Here is a 16006-nt window from a genome sequence, read left to right as displayed (position 1 = left end):
ATCTCACTCGCCGTAAAAGTAAAAAAGTGTCCTCGACATGGCGTAAATGCCAATGACTGGTTAGCATGAAATCATTAGGCGGCATGAGGCTGCAACGACGTATCATTTTTAGAGGAAGAGCTTGTGGACAAAGCCCAACGATTTACCTGGCGTCTTATTGCCGCCGGTGTGTGCCTGCTGACGCTGAGTCAGGCTGCGCGAGCCGATTCACTGGATGAACAGCGTAACCGTTACGCGCAAATTAAGCAGGCCTGGGATAATCGACAGATGGATGTCGTGGAACAGATGATGCCGGGCCTGAAGAATTACCCCCTGTATCCCTACCTGGAATATCGACAAATCACCGATGACCTGATGAATCAGCCGACTGTCACGGTGACCAATTTTGTCCGTGCCAACCCAACCCTGCCGCCAGCACGCACGCTGGAATCGCGTTTTGTGAATGAGCTGGCCCGGCGTGAAGACTGGCGCGGGTTATTAGCGTTTAGTCCGGAGAAACCGAGAACCACCGAGGCACAGTGCAATTACTACTACGCGAAGTGGAACACCGGACAAGCGGAAGAGGCCTGGCAGGGGGCGAAAGCGCTGTGGCTGACCGGTAAAAGTCAGCCCAATGCCTGTGACAAGCTGTTCAGCGTCTGGCGCGCCTCAGGCACTCAGGATCCGCTCTCTTATCTGGAACGTATCCGCCTGGCGATGAAAGCGGGAAATACCGGGCTGGTGACGGTGCTGGCCGGGCAGATGCCCGCGGAATACCAGACTATCGCATCAGCGATTATCTCCCTGGCGAACGATCCGAACAGCGTCATGACCTTTGCGCGTACCACCGGTGCTACCGATTTTACCCGTCAGATGGCCGCCGTGGCCTTTGCCAGCGTCGCTCGTCAGGATGCGGAAAATGCGCGACTGATGATCCCGTCACTGGTGCAGGCGCAGCAACTAAATGAGGATCAAACCCAGGAGTTGCGCGATATTGTCGCCTGGCGATTAATGGGTAACGACGTAACCGACGAGCAGGCGAAATGGCGCGATGACGCGATTATGCGCTCGCAATCCACCACGCTTGTGGAGCGTCGGGTGCGGATGGCGCTCGGGACCGGCGATCGTCGTGGTCTGAACACCTGGCTGGCGCGCCTGCCGATGGAAGCGAAAGAGAAAGACGAATGGCGCTACTGGCAGGCCGATTTGCTGCTGGAGCGGGGACGGGAAAACGAAGCAAAAGAGATCCTGCATGCCCTGATGCAGCAGCGCGGTTTCTACCCGATGGCGGCGGCGCAGCGTCTGGGGGAAGAGTATGTCCTGAAAATTGATAAAGCGCCGGGCAATGTGGATAACGCCCTGACTCAGGGGCCGGAAATGGCCCGCGTTCGCGAACTGATGTACTGGAATCTGGATAACACCGCCCGCAGCGAATGGGCGAACCTGGTCACCAGCCGCACGAAGACGGAACAAGCGCAGTTGGCGCGTTATGCCTTCAATAATCAGTGGTGGGATCTGAGCGTGCAGGCGACGATCGCCGGTAAACTCTGGGATCATCTGGAAGAACGTTTTCCACTGGCGTATCAGGATCTCTTCACCCGCTATACCCGCGGCAAAGATATCCCGCAAAGCTACGCGATGGCGATAGCGCGTCAGGAAAGCGCCTGGAACCCGAAGGTGAAATCGCCGGTCGGGGCCAGCGGGCTGATGCAGATTATGCCAGGCACCGCGACACACACGGTGAAGATGTTCTCTATTCCGGGTTACAGCAGCCAGAATCAGTTACTGGATCCGGAGACCAATATTAACATCGGTACCAGCTACCTGCAGTACGTCTATCAACAGTTTGGCAACAACCGGATCTTCTCATCTGCAGCCTACAACGCCGGACCGGGGCGCGTGCGTACGTGGCTTGGCAACAGTGCGGGACGGATTGATGCCGTGGCGTTTGTCGAGAGTATTCCCTTCTCGGAAACTCGCGGTTACGTGAAGAACGTGCTGGCCTACGATGCCTATTATCGCTATTTCATGGGACAGAAAGACACCCTGATGAGCGATTCTGAGTGGCAGAGACGTTATTAATCTGATGGGTTATGTTATGATTTGTACTCGTGCATGAGTACAACAGGGCGGCATAACATGACCCAGCATTCCCCTTATTCATCGGCGGTGGCCGAACAACGTAATCAGGAGTGGCTTCGTTTTGTGGAGTTGCTCCGCCAGTCTTACGCAGAGGATCTGCACTTACCGCTGTTGCAGTTGATGCTGACTCCGGATGAGCGCGAAGCGTTGGGAACGCGTGTACGCATTATCGAAGAGTTATTACGTGGCGAAATGAGCCAGCGCGAGCTTAAAAACGAGTTGGGGGCGGGGATTGCTACGATTACCCGCGGCTCTAACAGCCTGAAATCTGCCCCTGTCGAACTGCGTCAGTGGCTTGAAGCCGTATTGTTGAAAAACGCCTGAGAAGGGTTTTCGTTGGCCTGATAAGCGTAGCGCCATCAGGCTAGCAATCGCACCATCGCCGGATGACGACTTCGTCTTATCCGGCCTACAATCTCACTGATAAATCGCGTTATGAAACGGGCTAAGCGCCAGAATCACCGCCTGGTGGTAGACGCTGGCGCGCGTCAGTTTTCCGGCGGTAAATACGCCAATCGCTCCTTCTTTTCGGCCAATCTTATCAATGCCCGTGTAGTGTGACATCACCGGACCAAGCGCTTCGCCCGCGCGCACTTTTTCGAGGATCACCGCAGGCAGTGGCAGCGTCGCGGAACGCGCTTCGCCGCGCTGGGTTGCATTCTCGACAACCACCCAACTGAAGGTCGCGTCTTCATCAATACCCGCCTCGATGGCCACCCAGAAGTCGGCATCTGGTTGCGCACGACGGGCATTTTCGACCCGATTCCGTGCGCCAGCACGCGTTTCAGGACTTCCGAAGGGTTGTTCCGGCACGCCGCTATCGACGTCAACAGACTCTATATGGCAGGATCCTTCACCGAAAATCTCGTTAAATGCCTGCAGAATTGCCTGAATTTTGGCGGGATTGGTGGTTGCTGAGACAACATAGTGCATAATTAATCTCGATTTTATAAAAACGCTTTGCAGTATACGGAAAAATAGCATGTTACAGGTATACCTTGTTCGCCACGGTGAAACGCAGTGGAACGCCGAGCGACGTATTCAAGGCCAGTCCGACAGTCCGCTGACCGCTAAAGGTGAGCAACAAGCAATGCAGGTAGGTGAACGCGCGAAAGACCTCGGCATCACCCATGTCATCAGTAGCGATCTGGGACGTACCCGCCGTACCGCTGAAATCATCGCCCAGGCTTGTGGCTGTGATATCACCTTAGATGCCCGCCTGCGCGAGCTGCATATGGGTGTGCTGGAAAAACGTCACATTGATACCCTGACCGAAGAAGAAGAAAACTGGCGCCGCCAGTTAGTCAACGGTACCGTCGACGGGCGCATTCCCGAAGGGGAGTCGATGCAGGAGTTGAACGATCGCGTACATGGCGCGCTCGCCGCGTGCCTGGATTTGCCGCAGGGGAGTCGTCCGCTGTTGGTCAGCCACGGCATCGCGCTGGGCTGTCTGGTCAGTACGATTCTGGGCCTTCCTGCCTATGCTGAACGCCGCTTACGCCTGCGTAACTGCTCGATTTCTCGGGTGGATTATCAGGAAAGCCTGTGGCTGGCGCCGGGGTGGGTAGTGGAAACGGCAGGGGATATCTCGCATCTGGACGCCCCTGCGCTGGATGAGCTACAGCGTTAACGGCGAATCGGTATCAGGAATTCACAGCGCAGGTTAATCGGGCGGTCACCGGCTTTGGCATCTTCAGCCGGGTAGTACCGTTCAATATCCTGCCCTTTGCGACGCGTCAGGTTCAGCATGGGCATGCAGGTTCCATAGACTGTCAGGATGAATTCCTGGACACCTGTTCCCAGACCCTCGTAGGTAAACATGACATATTCGCCACCCTGCAACAACACCGGTTGCGCTGACTGCACGTAGCCGTTGGCTTGCTCCTGAGGCAGCGCGGTGATGTAGAACACTTCCTGCTCGTCATCTTTCTCAAGACTTGGACGCGTTTCGTTCAGGCCATACAGCACAGGCGGGATTGCAGGGGCGTGCGCGAGGAAATTGTGCCAGAACTGTACGCGCATTTCGTGGCGGAAATCGGATATTTGCTCCAGCGAACATGAGTAGCTCTGGGTGACACCAAGCAGCGGCGTATCTTCCAGAGTGACAAACTTATGCTCAGGTATGGCAAACTCGCCCAGACGCAAAGGGGGACGAATACCGAATGCGCTCCATTCCGGAGAACGACGATACAGCGCAGGCGTTTGAGTAAACTGTTTCTTAAAAGCGCGGGTGAACGTTTGTTGAGAGTCAAAGCGGTACTGGAGGGCAATATCCAGAATCGGGCGAGCCGTCAGGCGAAGCGCAACAGCGGATTTCGATAAGCGGCGCGCGCGAATATACGCGCCAATCGCGTGGCCCGTCACGTCCTTGAACATTCTCTGCAGATGCCACTTGGAATAACCCGCTTTTGCCGCCACATTGTCAAGCGACAGGGGCTGATCCAGATGACCTTCCAGCCAGATTAAAAGGTCGCGAATAATGCCGGCCTGATCCATAAAATATCCTCATCCTTTCAACTACAAACACCTGACATCAGATTATTGGATAATAGCATTTTTTGCTGTTTTAGCATTCAGTGTTTTTTTTGCGCATTAATGCTTTTTTTGGATCAAATAAAACGTGATTATTGTAATCCTGTGATCTGTAAACAGTTTCTTTTACAATGTCGAATAATTACGCAGTGTCATTTTAAAGAATGGTAACAATATGAAATACAAGAGTTTAGTTATTTCCACCCTGTTGTTTATGTTGGCACCTCTGGCGTCTGCCGAACAGATTGGTTCCGTCGATACGGTGTTCAAAATCTTTGGGCCGGACCATAAAATTGTCGTAGAGGCGTTTGACGATCCCGATGTCAAAAACGTGACCTGCTACGTCAGTCGCGCCAAGACCGGGGGTATCAAAGGCGGGCTGGGGCTGGCCGAAGACACCTCTGATGCCGCCATCTCTTGTCAGCAGGTTGGACCGGTAGAACTGAGCGACAGAATCAAGAACGGTAAAGCGCAGGGAGAAGTGGTCTTTAAGAAACGTACCTCACTGGTCTTCAAATCCTTACAGGTCGTGCGTTTTTATGATGCTAAACGCAACGCGCTGGCCTATCTTGCCTATTCTGACAAGGTTGTCGACGGGTCGCCAAAAAACGCCATTAGCGCGGTACCCATCATGCCGTGGCGCGAATAACAGGGAAGCATTATGCAGCAGGTATCAGTCTGGCTGGTGGAAGATGAGCAGGGTATCGCGGATACCCTGATTTATATGCTCCAGCAGGAAGGGTTCAGTGTGGAGGCCTTTGAGCGCGGACTGCCCGCGCTGGATAAAGCGCGTCTTCAGTGCCCGGATGTGGCGATTCTCGATGTCGGCTTGCCGGATATCAGCGGCTTTGAACTGTGCCGACGATTGCTGGAGCACCATCCGGCGTTACCCATTCTCTTTCTGACGGCGCGCAGTGACGAGGTGGACCGCCTGTTGGGGCTGGAAATTGGCGCTGACGATTACGTTGCTAAACCGTTTTCGCCGAGAGAGGTGTGCGCCAGGGTACGTACGCTGTTACGCCGGGTAAAGAAGTTTTCCACGCCGTCGCCCATTGTCAAAACCGGTCATTTTGAGCTGAACGAGCCCGCTGCCGAAGTGGCCTGGTTCGGCACGCCTCTGTCGCTCACGCGCTATGAGTTTTTGTTACTGAAAACGCTACTGTTATCTCCAGGCCGCGTCTATTCGCGCCAGCAACTGATGGATATTGTCTGGGCGGATGCGCAGGATACTTTCGACCGGACGGTCGACACGCACATTAAAACGCTACGCGCCAAACTGCGCGCTATCAATCCGACGGTCTCGCCTATCAACACGCATCGTGGGATGGGCTATAGCCTGAGGAGCCTCTGATGCGCATTGGCATGCGTTTGCTGTTGGGCTATTTCCTGATTGTCGCCGTTGCCGCGTGGTTTGTTCTCTCTATTTTTGTGCAGGAGATTAAACCCGGTGTACGGCGTGCAACGGAAGGGACGCTGATCGATACCGCCACGCTGCTGGCGGCGTTGGCCCGCGACGATCTCCTGTCCGGTAACCCGGAGCATGGTCAACTGGCGCAGGCGTTTTCGCAACTGCATAACCGTCCCTTTCGCGCCAATATCAGCGGAATCAATAAAGTCCGCAACGAGTACCATGTCTACATGACGGACGCGCAGGGCAAAGTGGTGTTTGATTCCGTTAATAAAGCGGTTGGACAGGATTACTCCCGCTGGAACGATGTCTGGCTAACGCTGCGTGGACAGTATGGCGCACGCAGTACGCCACAGGATCCCGCTGACCCGGAAAGCTCGGTCATGTACGTTGCCGCACCGATAGTCGACAATGGAAAGATCGTCGGTGTGCTCAGTGTGGGGAAACCCAATGCCGCAATGGCGCCGGTGATTAAACGCAGCGAGCGGCGGATCCTCTGGGCCAGCGCGATTCTGCTCGGCATTGCCCTGGTGATTGGTGTCGGGATGGTCTGGTGGATTAACCGCTCGATCGCTCGTCTGACGCGCTATGCGGATTCAGTGACTGAAAACGAGCCGATGCCGCTGCCTGAACTGGGCAGCAGCGAGTTGCGCAAGTTGGCCCAGGCGCTGGAGAGCATGCGTCTGAAGCTGGAAGGTAAGAATTACATTGAACAGTACGTGTACGCGCTTACCCACGAGTTGAAGAGTCCGTTGGCGGCCATTCGCGGCGCGGCGGAAATCCTGCGGGAAAATCCGCCTCCGGACATTGTTGCGCGCTTTACCGACAATATTCTCAGCCAAAATGCACGAATGCAGGTGCTGGTTGAAACGCTGCTGCGCCAGGCGCGACTGGAGAACCGTCAGGATATTGCGCTCTCTGTGGTTGCGGTTGATGAGCTGTTTGCGCAAGTCAGTGACGCGCGCGCCATTCAACTGTCGACGAAGGCGATATCGCTGGAAATTGTCCCCTCGGCGTTAAGCGTCTCTGCGGAACCGGCGTTGCTGGAACAGGCGTTGGGAAATCTGCTGGACAATGCCATTGATTTCACCCCGGCAGGCGGAACGATCACCCTCAGCGCGCAGGCGCATTCAGAGAAGGTGACGCTGATCGTGGCCGACACGGGCAGTGGTATTCCCGATTTTGCCTTGCCGCGGATATTCGATCGCTTTTACTCACTGCCGCGTGAGAATGGCCTTAAAAGCAGCGGTCTGGGACTGGCGTTCGTCAGCGAAGTGGCGCGACTGCTGAAGGGGAGTGCGGCGTTGCGTAACCGGCCGGAAGGCGGCGTCGAGGCCATGTTCACACTTCACCGTCACTTCACATAACTTCAAATTCCCCCCACATAGCGTGCGTATTCTGCCGGCATTGCATAAGGAGAACGCTATGTTGAAATCCCCCCTGTTCTGGAAAATTGTCACCTTAGGTGGCGCGATTGTATTGCTGCTGATCCCACTGATGATGGTCCGGCAGATTATTGTGGAACGCGCTGATTATCGCGATGCGGTAGAGGATGCCATTCGGCAGAGTACCAGCGGATCGCAAAAAGTGGTCGGTCCGTTGATTGCCGTGCCCGTGACCGAGCTATACACCGTGCTGGAAAACGAGAAAGAGGTGCAGCACAGGCGCAGTTTTATCCACTTCTGGTTGCCGGAGTCGCTCATGGTGGAAGGTAACCAGAATGTCGAGCCGCGAAAAGTGGGCATCTACGAGGGACAGGTCTGGCATACCGATGTCACGTTAAAAGCGGAGTTTGATGTCGCGCGGCTGAGTGAACTCAACAGGCCCAACGTGACCCTCGGAAAACCGTTTATTGTGGTTGGCGTGGGCGATGCTCGGGGCATTGGCGTAGTGAAAGCGCCGAAGGCAAATGGGACGGCGTTTGCCGTTGAGCCGGGGACTGGATTAACGGGGCGCGGGGAGGGGCTCCATATCCCGCTGCCGGATGAGCAATGGGCGATGCGCGATGTGAACCTGGTGATGTCACTCAATTTAAGCGGAACCGGATCTTTCTCAGTGGTTCCGGTGGGACGCAGCAGTCAAATGACTCTCACCAGCAACTGGCCGCATCCCAACTTCCTCGGTGATTTTTTGCCTGATAAGCGCGAAATCAGTAAATCAGGGTTTCAGGCGCAGTGGCAAAGCAGTTGGTTTGCCAATAACCTGGGCGATCGGTTTGCGGATGCGCAAAAAGATGGATGGTATAACCTGCCGTCGTTTAGCGTCGCGGTTGCCACGCCTGCCGATCAGTATCAACTAACCGATCGGGCGATGAAGTATGCCATTCTACTGATTACACTGACCTTTATGGCCTTCTTTGTGTTTGAAACTTTGACGGGAAAAAGGTTACACCCAATGCAGTATCTGCTCGTGGGGCTGTCGTTGGTGATGTTTTATCTGCTGCTACTGGCGCTTTCAGAACACATCGGTTTCACCCTGGCGTGGATTGTCGCAAGCCTGGTGGGGGCGCTGATGAACGGGGTTTATCTTCAGGCGGTGTTACAGGGCTGGCGTAGTAGCGTGGTTTTCACCCTGGCATTGCTGGCGCTGGATGGTGTGATGTGGGTTCTGCTGCGCTCGGAAGACAGCGCGCTGCTGTTGGGAACGAGCGTACTGTTGCTGGCGCTGGGGAGCGTGATGTTCCTGACGCGGCATCTGGACTGGTACGCGTTCTCGCGTACCAAACCGACAACAACGCCGACTGCGCCGAAACCGATTACACCGGAGGACGATGCGCTTCGCGTATGGAAGTGAAATCAACTGACAGCAGATAAGAAAAACGGCGCATTGAGCGCCGTTTTTTTGACGGTAGTAACCCGATTAATCCTGCAGATCGCCACAGAAACGGTAACCTTCACCGTGAATAGTCGCGATAATTTCCGGCGTGTCTGGCGTCGATTCAAAATGCTTACGAATACGACGGATAGTGACGTCAACGGTGCGGTCATGCGGTTTCAGCTCACGGCCGGTCATTTTCTTCAGCAGCTCAGCACGAGACTGGATCTTGCCCGGGTTCTCGCAGAAGTGAAGCATGGCGCGGAACTCGCTGCGCGGCAGTTTGTACTGTTCGCCATCAGGCCCGATCAGAGAACGGCTGTTGATATCCAGTTCCCAACCGTTGAACTTGTAACTTTCAACGCTACGACGCTCTTCACTGACGGTACCCAGGTTCATGGTACGAGACAGAAGGTTGCGAGCACGGATAGTCAGTTCGCGCGGGTTAAACGGCTTGGTGATGTAGTCGTCTGCACCGATCTCGAGGCCGAGAATTTTATCGACTTCGTTATCGCGGCCCGTCAGGAACATCAGCGCAACGTTAGCCTGCTCGCGCAGTTCACGCGCCAGCAAAAGACCGTTTTTGCCTGGCAGGTTGATATCCATGATCACCAGGTTGATGTCATATTCAGAGAGGATTTGATGCATTTCCGCGCCATCTGTCGCTTCGAATACATCATAGCCTTCCGCTTCGAAAATACTTTTTAACGTGTTGCGTGTTACCAACTCGTCTTCAACGATAAGAATGTGCGGGGTCTGCATGTTTGCTACCTAAATTGCCAACTAAATCGAAACAGGAAGTACAAAAGTCCCTGACCTGCCTGATGCATGTCGCAAATTAACATGATCGGCGTAACATGACTAAAGTACGTAATTGCGTTCTTGATGCACTTTCCATCAACGTCAACAACATCATTAGCTTGGTCGTGGGTAGTTCCCCTCTGGACCCGACAGTGTCAAAAACGGCTGTCATCCTAACCATTTTAACAGCAACATAACAGGCTAAGACGTACCGGACACCCAATAAAACTACGCTTCGTTGACATATATCAAGTTCAATTGTAGCACGTTAACAGTTTGATGAAATCATCGTATCCAAATGCTAGCTTTCATCACAAAATTGCAATAATCCAACTAGTTGCACGGGATAACTAATTAACACGGCGAATCCTATGGATAAGATTCATTTTAAATCAAATTGTCTCTGATAAACAGAAGGATATACTGTTTCTGTTAACATAAAAAACATTAGTAAAGTAAGGAAATAGTTTAGCGCTTTTTACTGAATGTGAAACGCTTTTCCAGAGATTTTAGTTAAAATTTTGTAAATTCGCTCCGCGTAATATCTTGACACTGGTCACACAATTATCTGCGGACAGGCATAAAGAGAAGAAAAATGCGTATAACTATTATCCTCGTCGCTCCCGCCAGAGCAGAAAACATCGGTGCGGCAGCGCGCGCCATGAAGACTATGGGGTTTACTCAGTTGCGTATCGTCGACAGTGAGGCTCATCTTGAGCCCGCTACACGCTGGGTGGCGCATGGCTCCGGCGATATTATTGATAATATTGCCGTTTTTCCGACCCTTGCGGATGCGCTTATCGATGTTGATTTTACCGTCGCCACCACAGCGCGCAGCCGGGCTAAATTTCATTACTACGCGACACCAGCGGAACTGGTTCCGCTCCTGGAAGAAAAATCAGCCTGGATGAAACATACCGCGTTGGTGTTTGGTCGTGAAGATTCCGGACTGACCAACGATGAACTGGCGCTGGCGGATATCCTGACCGGTGTCCCGATGGTTGCAGATTATCCTTCATTGAATCTGGGTCAGGCAGTAATGGTCTACTGCTATCAATTAGCAAATTTAATGCAACAACCTGCTAAAGAAGTCGATTCATCTGATGAATTTCAGTTACAGGCGTTACGATCACGCATAATGACACTGCTGACCTCTCTGGAGGTGGCGGATGACGTCAAACTGGTCGACTGGCTGCAACAGCGTCTTGGCCAATTGGGGCAGCGAGACACGGCAATGTTGCACCGGCTAGTCCATGATATCGAAAAAATTATCACAAAATAATAATTTGCCTTTTCTCTTTTTTTTGGTGGTAGATACTGATTTCAAGAGGGCTGTTCCTGCTGTATTGGTTGAAAATAAACCCTTCGCCAGCAGCACATGAACAAGTTTCGTCAGGTGAGTAAATCAAATATTTATTGACTTAGGTCACCAGATACTTTAACCAATATAGACATACAGCACAGACAGATAAAAATTACAGAGTACACAACATCCATGAAACGCATCAGCACCACCATTACCACAACCATCACCATTACCACAGGTAACGGTGCGGGCTGACGCGTACAGGAAACACAGAAAAAAGCCCGCACCGAACAGTGCGGGCTTTTTTTTCGACCAAAGGTAACGAGGTAACAACCATGCGAGTGTTGAAGTTCGGCGGTACATCAGTGGCAAATGCAGAACGTTTTCTGCGGGTTGCCGATATTCTGGAAAGCAATGCCAGGCAGGGGCAGGTAGCGACCGTTCTTTCTGCCCCCGCTAAAATTACCAACCATCTGGTGGCGATGATTGAAAAAAACCATCGGAGGTCAGGACGCATTGCCCAATATCAGCGATGCCGAACGTATTTTCGCCGAACTGCTGACCGGACTCGCCGACGCTCAGCCAGGTTTTCCGCTGGCGCAGTTGAAAGTGTTTGTTGAGCAGGAATTTGCCCAAATCAAGCATGTGCTGCATGGTATCAGCCTGCTCGGACAGTGTCCGGACAGCATTAACGCCGCGCTCATCTGCCGTGGCGAAAAGATGTCGATTGCCATTATGGCGGGGTTACTGGAAGCGCGTGGTCACCGTGTTACCGTGATTGACCCGGTCGAAAAACTGCTGGCAGTGGGCCACTACCTTGAATCCACTGTCGATATTGCTGAATCGACTCGCCGTATCGCCGCCGGGCGTATTCCCGCCGACCACATGGTGCTGATGGCGGGTTTCACCGCTGGTAATGAGAAAGGTGAACTGGTAGTACTGGGACGTAACGGCTCAGATTACTCTGCTGCGGTTCTGGCGGCCTGCTTACGTGCCGACTGTTGCGAAATCTGGACGGACGTCGACGGTGTTTACACCTGCGACCCGCGCCAGGTGCCTGACGCCAGGTTGTTGAAGTCGATGTCTTATCAGGAAGCGATGGAGCTCTCCTATTTCGGCGCGAAAGTCCTTCACCCTCGTACCATTACCCCCATCGCGCAGTTCCAGATCCCTTGTCTTATCAAAAATACCGGTAACCCGCAGGCGGCAGGCACGCTGATTGGCGCCAGCCGCGATGAAGACGATCTGCCGGTGAAGGGGATTTCCAACCTCAACAATATGGCGATGTTTAACGTCTCCGGTCCTGGTATGAAAGGGATGGTGGGGATGGCGGCGCGCGTGTTTGCGGTAATGTCCCGTGCGGGAATTTCCGTCGTATTGATCACCCAGTCCTCTTCTGAATACAGCATCAGTTTTTGTGTGCCGCAGGCGGACTGCGCCCGGGCGCAGCGCGCTTTGCAGGATGAGTTCTATCTCGAGCTGAAAGAGGGCGTTCTGGAACCTCTGGCGGTCACTGAGCGGCTGGCGATTATCTCCGTCGTCGGGGATGGTATGCGGACGCTGCGCGGCATTTCAGCAAAATTCTTTGCCGCACTGGCGCGCGCCAATATTAATATCGTGGCTATTGCCCAGGGCTCCTCCGAGCGGTCCATTTCGGTAGTGGTCAACAATGACGATGCCACGACTGGCGTACGCGTTACCCATCAGATGCTGTTCAACACCGACCAGGTGATTGAAGTGTTTGTTATCGGCGTTGGTGGCGTTGGTGGCGCGCTACTGGAACAACTTAAGCGTCAGCAAGCCTGGCTGAAGAAAAAACATATCGACCTGCGAGTTTGCGGCGTGGCGAACTCCAGAGCGCTGCTGACCCATGTGCATGGCCTGAACCTCGAGAACTGGCAGTCTGAACTGGCTGAAGCGAAAGAGCCGTTTAATCTCGGTCGCTTAATTCGCCTGGTGAAGGAATATCACCTGCTGAATCCGGTGATTGTGGACTGTACCTCCAGTCAGGCGGTAGCCGATCAATACGCTGACTTCCTGCGCGAAGGTTTCCATGTGGTCACACCGAACAAAAAGGCGAATACCTCGTCGATGGATTACTACCATCAGTTGCGTTTCGCTGCCGCGAAATCACGGCGTAAATTCCTCTATGACACCAACGTGGGGGCCGGTCTGCCGGTAATAGAAAACCTGCAAAACCTGTTGAACGCGGGCGATGAGTTACTGAAGTTCTCCGGTATTCTGTCTGGTTCGTTGTCGTTTATTTTCGGTAAGCTTGACGAGGGCATGAGCCTCTCTGAAGCGACCCGCATCGCGCGTGAAATGGGCTATACCGAGCCAGACCCACGTGACGATCTTTCCGGGATGGACGTGGCGCGGAAGCTGCTGATCCTCGCCCGTGAAACCGGACGTGAGCTGGAACTGTCTGATATTGTCATTGAGCCGGTGTTGCCGGAAACGTTTGATGACGCAGGCGACGTAGACGCGTTTATGGCTAATCTGTCGCAGCTTGACGACGCCTTCGCCGCCCGTGTGGCAAAAGCCCGTGATGAGGGCAAAGTATTGCGCTATGTTGGCAACATCGAAGAAGACGGCGTCTGCCGGGTGAAAATTTCGGAAGTGGACGGTAACGATCCGTTGTACAAAGTGAAAAACGGCGAAAATGCGCTGGCTTTCTACAGCCACTACTATCAGCCGCTGCCGTTGGTTCTGCGCGGTTATGGCGCGGGTAATGACGTCACGGCGGCAGGGGTGTTTGCTGACCTGCTACGCACCCTCTCATGGAAGCTAGGAGTTTAACATGGTTAAAGTTTATGCCCCGGCTTCCAGTGCCAATATGAGCGTTGGATTTGATGTGCTCGGGGCGGCGGTGACCCCCGTTGATGGTTCACTGTTGGGCGACGTGGTAACGGTTGAGGCGGCGGACAGTTTTCGTCTGAACAATCTGGGCCGCTTTGCCGACAAATTGCCATCAGAACCGCGTGAAAATATTGTTTACCAGTGCTGGGAGCGTTTTTGTCAGGAGTTGGGTAAGCCAATTCCGGTGACGATGACACTGGAAAAAAATATGCCGATCGGCTCCGGGCTGGGTTCCAGCGCCTGCTCGGTGGTGGCGGCACTGGTGGCGATGAATGAGCACTGCGGCAAACCGCTTAATGACACGCGTCTGCTGGCGATCATGGGGGAGCTCGAAGGGCGTATCTCCGGCAGCATTCATTACGATAATGTCGCGCCGTGTTTCCTGGGTGGTATGCAGTTGATGATCGAAGAAAACGGCATTATCAGTCAGCAGGTGCCAGGCTTTGATGAGTGGCTGTGGGTGCTCGCCTATCCAGGCATTAAGGTCTCCACAGCGGAAGCGCGGGCCATTTTACCTGCGCAATATCGTCGCCAGGATTGCATTGCCCACGGGCGGCACCTGGCCGGGTTTATTCACGCCTGCTATTCCCGTCAGCCTGGGCTTGCGGCGAAACTGATGAAGGATGTGATTGCCGAACCGTATCGCGAACGTCTGCTGCCTGGTTTTGCACAGGCGCGTCAGGCCGTCGCGGAAATCGGCGCGCTGGCGAGCGGTATTTCCGGTTCAGGGCCGACACTGTTTGCGCTCTGCGATAAACCGGAGACCGCGCAGCGTGTCGCAGACTGGCTGGGAAATCACTATCTGCAAAATCAGGAAGGCTTTGTTCATATTTGCCGGCTGGACACGGCGGGCGCACGAGTACTGGGATAATTGATGAAACTCTACAATCTTAAAGATCACAACGAACAGGTTAGTTTTGCGCAGGCCGTCACGCAGGGGCTGGGCAAAAATCAGGGGCTATTTTTTCCGCACGATCTGCCGGAATTTGACCTGACAGAAGTTGATGAGATGTTGAACCAGGACTTTGTCAGCCGTAGCACAAAGATCCTTTCCGCGTTTATCGGCGATGAAATCCCGCAGGAGGTCCTCGAAGAACGCGTGCGTGCCGCCTTTGCTTTCCCGGCACCGGTTGCCCAGGTGGAGGGCGATGTCGGCTGTCTGGAACTGTTCCACGGCCCGACGCTGGCGTTTAAAGATTTCGGCGGACGTTTTATGGCGCAGATGCTGACCCACATCAGCGGTGACAAGCCGGTGACCATTCTGACGGCAACCTCCGGTGATACCGGCGCGGCTGTGGCACATGCGTTTTATGGTCTGCCGAACGTGCGAGTGGTGATCCTCTATCCGAACGGCAAAATCAGTCCGTTGCAGGAAAAACTGTTCTGCACGCTGGGCGGCAACATTGAAACCGTTGCGATCGACGGCGATTTTGATGCCTGCCAGGCGCTGGTCAAACAGGCGTTTGATGATGAAGAGCTGAAAGTGGCGCTGGGGCTGAACTCGGCTAACTCCATTAATATCAGCCGCCTGCTGGCGCAGATTTGTTACTACTTTGAAGCCGTTGCGCAATTGCCGCAGGACGCGCGAAATCAACTGGTTGTTTCTGTACCGAGCGGCAACTTTGGCGATTTGACGGCGGGCCTGCTGGCGAAATCCCTCGGCCTGCCGGTGAAGCGTTTTATCGCCGCCACCAACGTTAACGACACGGTGCCACGCTTCCTGCAGGACGGACAGTGGGCGCCAAAAGCGACCCAGGCGACGTTGTCTAACGCGATGGACGTGAGTCAGCCGAACAACTGGCCGCGCGTCGAAGAACTGTTCCGCCGTAAAATCTGGCGTCTGAATGAGCTCGGTTACGCTGCTGTGAATGATGAAGTTACGCAGGAAACGATGCGTGAGCTAAAAGCGAAGGGGTATACCTCTGAGCCACATGCGGCGGTAGCGTACCGTGCCTTGCGTGACCAGCTCAATCCGGGCGAGTACGGCCTGTTCCTCGGCACCGCACACCCGGCGAAGTTTAAAGAGAGTGTGGAAGCGATCCTCAATGAAACGCTGGATCTGCCGAAAGAGCTGGCGGAACGCGCGGATCTGCCGCTGCTTTCGCAACATCTGCCGGCAGATTTTGCCGCCCTGCGTAAGCTGATGATGACGCGCGGATAATTGC

General features: G+C 54.1%; 15 protein-coding genes, 1 pseudogene and 1 other annotated feature. Of the genes and pseudogenes, 13 read left to right on the top strand and 3 right to left on the bottom strand.

The annotated features are described in order from the left end of the window. Positions 1-123 precede the first annotated feature (123 nt). Positions 124-2061: a murein transglycosylase gene (gene sltY / locus I6L53_RS18475; protein WP_042324035.1), complete on the top strand. Its 1938-nt coding sequence runs from the start codon at positions 124-126 to the stop codon at positions 2059-2061. 57 nt (positions 2062-2118) lie between these two features. Beyond that, positions 2119-2445 (top strand): trp operon repressor, encoded by a 327-nt coding sequence (gene trpR, locus I6L53_RS18470; RefSeq protein ID WP_042324033.1) that lies wholly within the window; start codon positions 2119-2121, stop codon positions 2443-2445. Positions 2446-2538: 93 nt separating this feature from the next. Here trpR and yjjX read toward each other — a convergent pair whose 3' ends face one another. Next, on the bottom strand, positions 2539-3054 hold the full coding sequence (gene yjjX / locus I6L53_RS18465) for an inosine/xanthosine triphosphatase (protein WP_042324140.1): 516 nt from the start codon (positions 3052-3054) through the stop codon (positions 2539-2541). A 49-nt stretch (positions 3055-3103) separates the two neighbouring features. Between yjjX and gpmB the strand changes: the two genes are divergently transcribed. Next, positions 3104-3751: a 2,3-diphosphoglycerate-dependent phosphoglycerate mutase GpmB gene (gene gpmB, locus I6L53_RS18460; RefSeq protein ID WP_042324031.1), complete on the top strand. Its 648-nt coding sequence runs from the start codon at positions 3104-3106 to the stop codon at positions 3749-3751. Here the strand turns inward: gpmB and robA are convergent. Next, complete coding sequence (robA, locus tag I6L53_RS18455) at positions 3748-4617, bottom strand: MDR efflux pump AcrAB transcriptional activator RobA (protein WP_042324029.1); 870 nt, start codon at positions 4615-4617, stop codon at positions 3748-3750. The two genes, gpmB and robA, sit on opposite strands and share 4 nt — an antisense overlap. 211 nt (positions 4618-4828) lie before the next feature. On the opposite strand from robA, the gene creA reads away from it, so the two are divergent. Genes creA through creD form a run of 4 tightly spaced genes read left to right on the top strand, consistent with a single transcriptional unit; the run spans position 4829 to position 8854 of the window. Further along, positions 4829-5302, top strand: coding sequence for a protein CreA (gene creA / locus I6L53_RS18450; protein WP_042324027.1), 474 nt, complete (start codon positions 4829-4831; stop codon positions 5300-5302). A 12-nt stretch (positions 5303-5314) separates the two neighbouring features. After that, on the top strand, positions 5315-6004 hold the full coding sequence (gene creB, locus I6L53_RS18445) for a two-component system response regulator CreB (RefSeq protein WP_042324025.1): 690 nt from the start codon (positions 5315-5317) through the stop codon (positions 6002-6004). Next, positions 6004-7428 carry a two-component system sensor histidine kinase CreC gene (gene creC / locus I6L53_RS18440; protein ID WP_042324023.1) on the top strand — a complete coding sequence of 475 codons (1425 nt, stop codon included), beginning with the start codon at positions 6004-6006 and terminating at the stop codon, positions 7426-7428. Before creB ends, creC begins: the two co-directional genes overlap by 1 nt. Positions 7429-7486: 58 nt before the next feature. Then, positions 7487-8854: a cell envelope integrity protein CreD gene (gene creD, locus I6L53_RS18435; RefSeq protein ID WP_042324021.1), complete on the top strand. Its 1368-nt coding sequence runs from the start codon at positions 7487-7489 to the stop codon at positions 8852-8854. 66 nt (positions 8855-8920) lie between these two features. Here the strand turns inward: creD and arcA are convergent, their stop codons facing one another. Beyond that, positions 8921-9637 carry a two-component system response regulator ArcA gene (arcA, locus tag I6L53_RS18430; protein WP_001194359.1) on the bottom strand — a complete coding sequence of 239 codons (717 nt, stop codon included), beginning with the start codon at positions 9635-9637 and terminating at the stop codon, positions 8921-8923. A gap of 95 nt (positions 9638-9732) precedes the next feature. Here arcA and yjjY point away from each other — a divergent pair, with 95 nt between their 5' ends. The 6 genes and pseudogenes from yjjY to thrC all read left to right on the top strand — a co-directional run bounded on the left by yjjY (position 9733) and on the right by thrC (position 16002). After that, positions 9733-9873: a YjjY family protein gene (yjjY, locus tag I6L53_RS18425; RefSeq protein ID WP_042324018.1), complete on the top strand. Its 141-nt coding sequence runs from the start codon at positions 9733-9735 to the stop codon at positions 9871-9873. Positions 9874-10271: 398 nt separating this feature from the next. Continuing rightward, positions 10272-10958, top strand: a complete 687-nt coding sequence (locus I6L53_RS18420) for a tRNA/rRNA methyltransferase (RefSeq protein WP_042324016.1) — start codon at positions 10272-10274, stop codon at positions 10956-10958. A 213-nt stretch (positions 10959-11171) separates the two neighbouring features. After that, positions 11172-11237, top strand: a complete 66-nt coding sequence (gene thrL / locus I6L53_RS18415) for a thr operon leader peptide (protein WP_001386572.1) — start codon at positions 11172-11174, stop codon at positions 11235-11237. After that, positions 11173-11292, top strand: a sequence feature (Thr leader region). (Overlaps the previous gene by 65 nt.) A gap of 25 nt (positions 11293-11317) precedes the next feature. Next, a pseudogene (gene thrA, locus I6L53_RS18410) lies at positions 11318-13781 on the top strand (bifunctional aspartate kinase/homoserine dehydrogenase I). 1 nt (position 13782) lies between these two features. Beyond that, positions 13783-14712 carry a homoserine kinase gene (gene thrB / locus I6L53_RS18405; RefSeq protein WP_042324014.1) on the top strand — a complete coding sequence of 310 codons (930 nt, stop codon included), beginning with the start codon at positions 13783-13785 and terminating at the stop codon, positions 14710-14712. A 3-nt stretch (positions 14713-14715) separates the two neighbouring features. Next, a complete protein-coding gene (thrC, locus tag I6L53_RS18400) occupies positions 14716-16002 on the top strand; it encodes a threonine synthase (RefSeq protein WP_042324012.1) in 1287 nt (428 codons plus the stop codon). Positions 16003-16006 lie beyond the last annotated feature (4 nt).

This window comes from Citrobacter farmeri (assembly GCF_019048065.1).
Classification (GTDB): domain Bacteria; phylum Pseudomonadota; class Gammaproteobacteria; order Enterobacterales; family Enterobacteriaceae; genus Citrobacter_A; species Citrobacter_A farmeri.
This window is presented reverse-complemented; position numbering and strand designations above follow the sequence as displayed.

What these genes read in the sequence shown, in the direction of transcription:
- trpR (WP_042324033.1), top strand. Translation starts at nt 2,119, where the DNA reads ATGACCCAGCATTCCCCTTATTCATCGGCGGTGGCCGAACAACGTAAT.
- yjjX (WP_042324140.1), bottom strand. Translation starts at nt 3,054, where the DNA reads ATGCACTATGTTGTCTCAGCAACCACCAATCCCGCCAAAATTCAGGCA.
- gpmB (WP_042324031.1), top strand. Translation starts at nt 3,104, where the DNA reads ATGTTACAGGTATACCTTGTTCGCCACGGTGAAACGCAGTGGAACGCC.
- robA (WP_042324029.1), bottom strand. Translation starts at nt 4,617, where the DNA reads ATGGATCAGGCCGGCATTATTCGCGACCTTTTAATCTGGCTGGAAGGT.
- creA (WP_042324027.1), top strand. Translation starts at nt 4,829, where the DNA reads ATGAAATACAAGAGTTTAGTTATTTCCACCCTGTTGTTTATGTTGGCA.
- creB (WP_042324025.1), top strand. Translation starts at nt 5,315, where the DNA reads ATGCAGCAGGTATCAGTCTGGCTGGTGGAAGATGAGCAGGGTATCGCG.
- creC (WP_042324023.1), top strand. Translation starts at nt 6,004, where the DNA reads ATGCGCATTGGCATGCGTTTGCTGTTGGGCTATTTCCTGATTGTCGCC.
- creD (WP_042324021.1), top strand. Translation starts at nt 7,487, where the DNA reads ATGTTGAAATCCCCCCTGTTCTGGAAAATTGTCACCTTAGGTGGCGCG.
- arcA (WP_001194359.1), bottom strand. Translation starts at nt 9,637, where the DNA reads ATGCAGACCCCGCACATTCTTATCGTTGAAGACGAGTTGGTAACACGC.
- yjjY (WP_042324018.1), top strand. Translation starts at nt 9,733, where the DNA reads ATGACTAAAGTACGTAATTGCGTTCTTGATGCACTTTCCATCAACGTC.
- I6L53_RS18420 (WP_042324016.1), top strand. Translation starts at nt 10,272, where the DNA reads ATGCGTATAACTATTATCCTCGTCGCTCCCGCCAGAGCAGAAAACATC.
- thrB (WP_042324014.1), top strand. Translation starts at nt 13,783, where the DNA reads ATGGTTAAAGTTTATGCCCCGGCTTCCAGTGCCAATATGAGCGTTGGA.
- thrC (WP_042324012.1), top strand. Translation starts at nt 14,716, where the DNA reads ATGAAACTCTACAATCTTAAAGATCACAACGAACAGGTTAGTTTTGCG.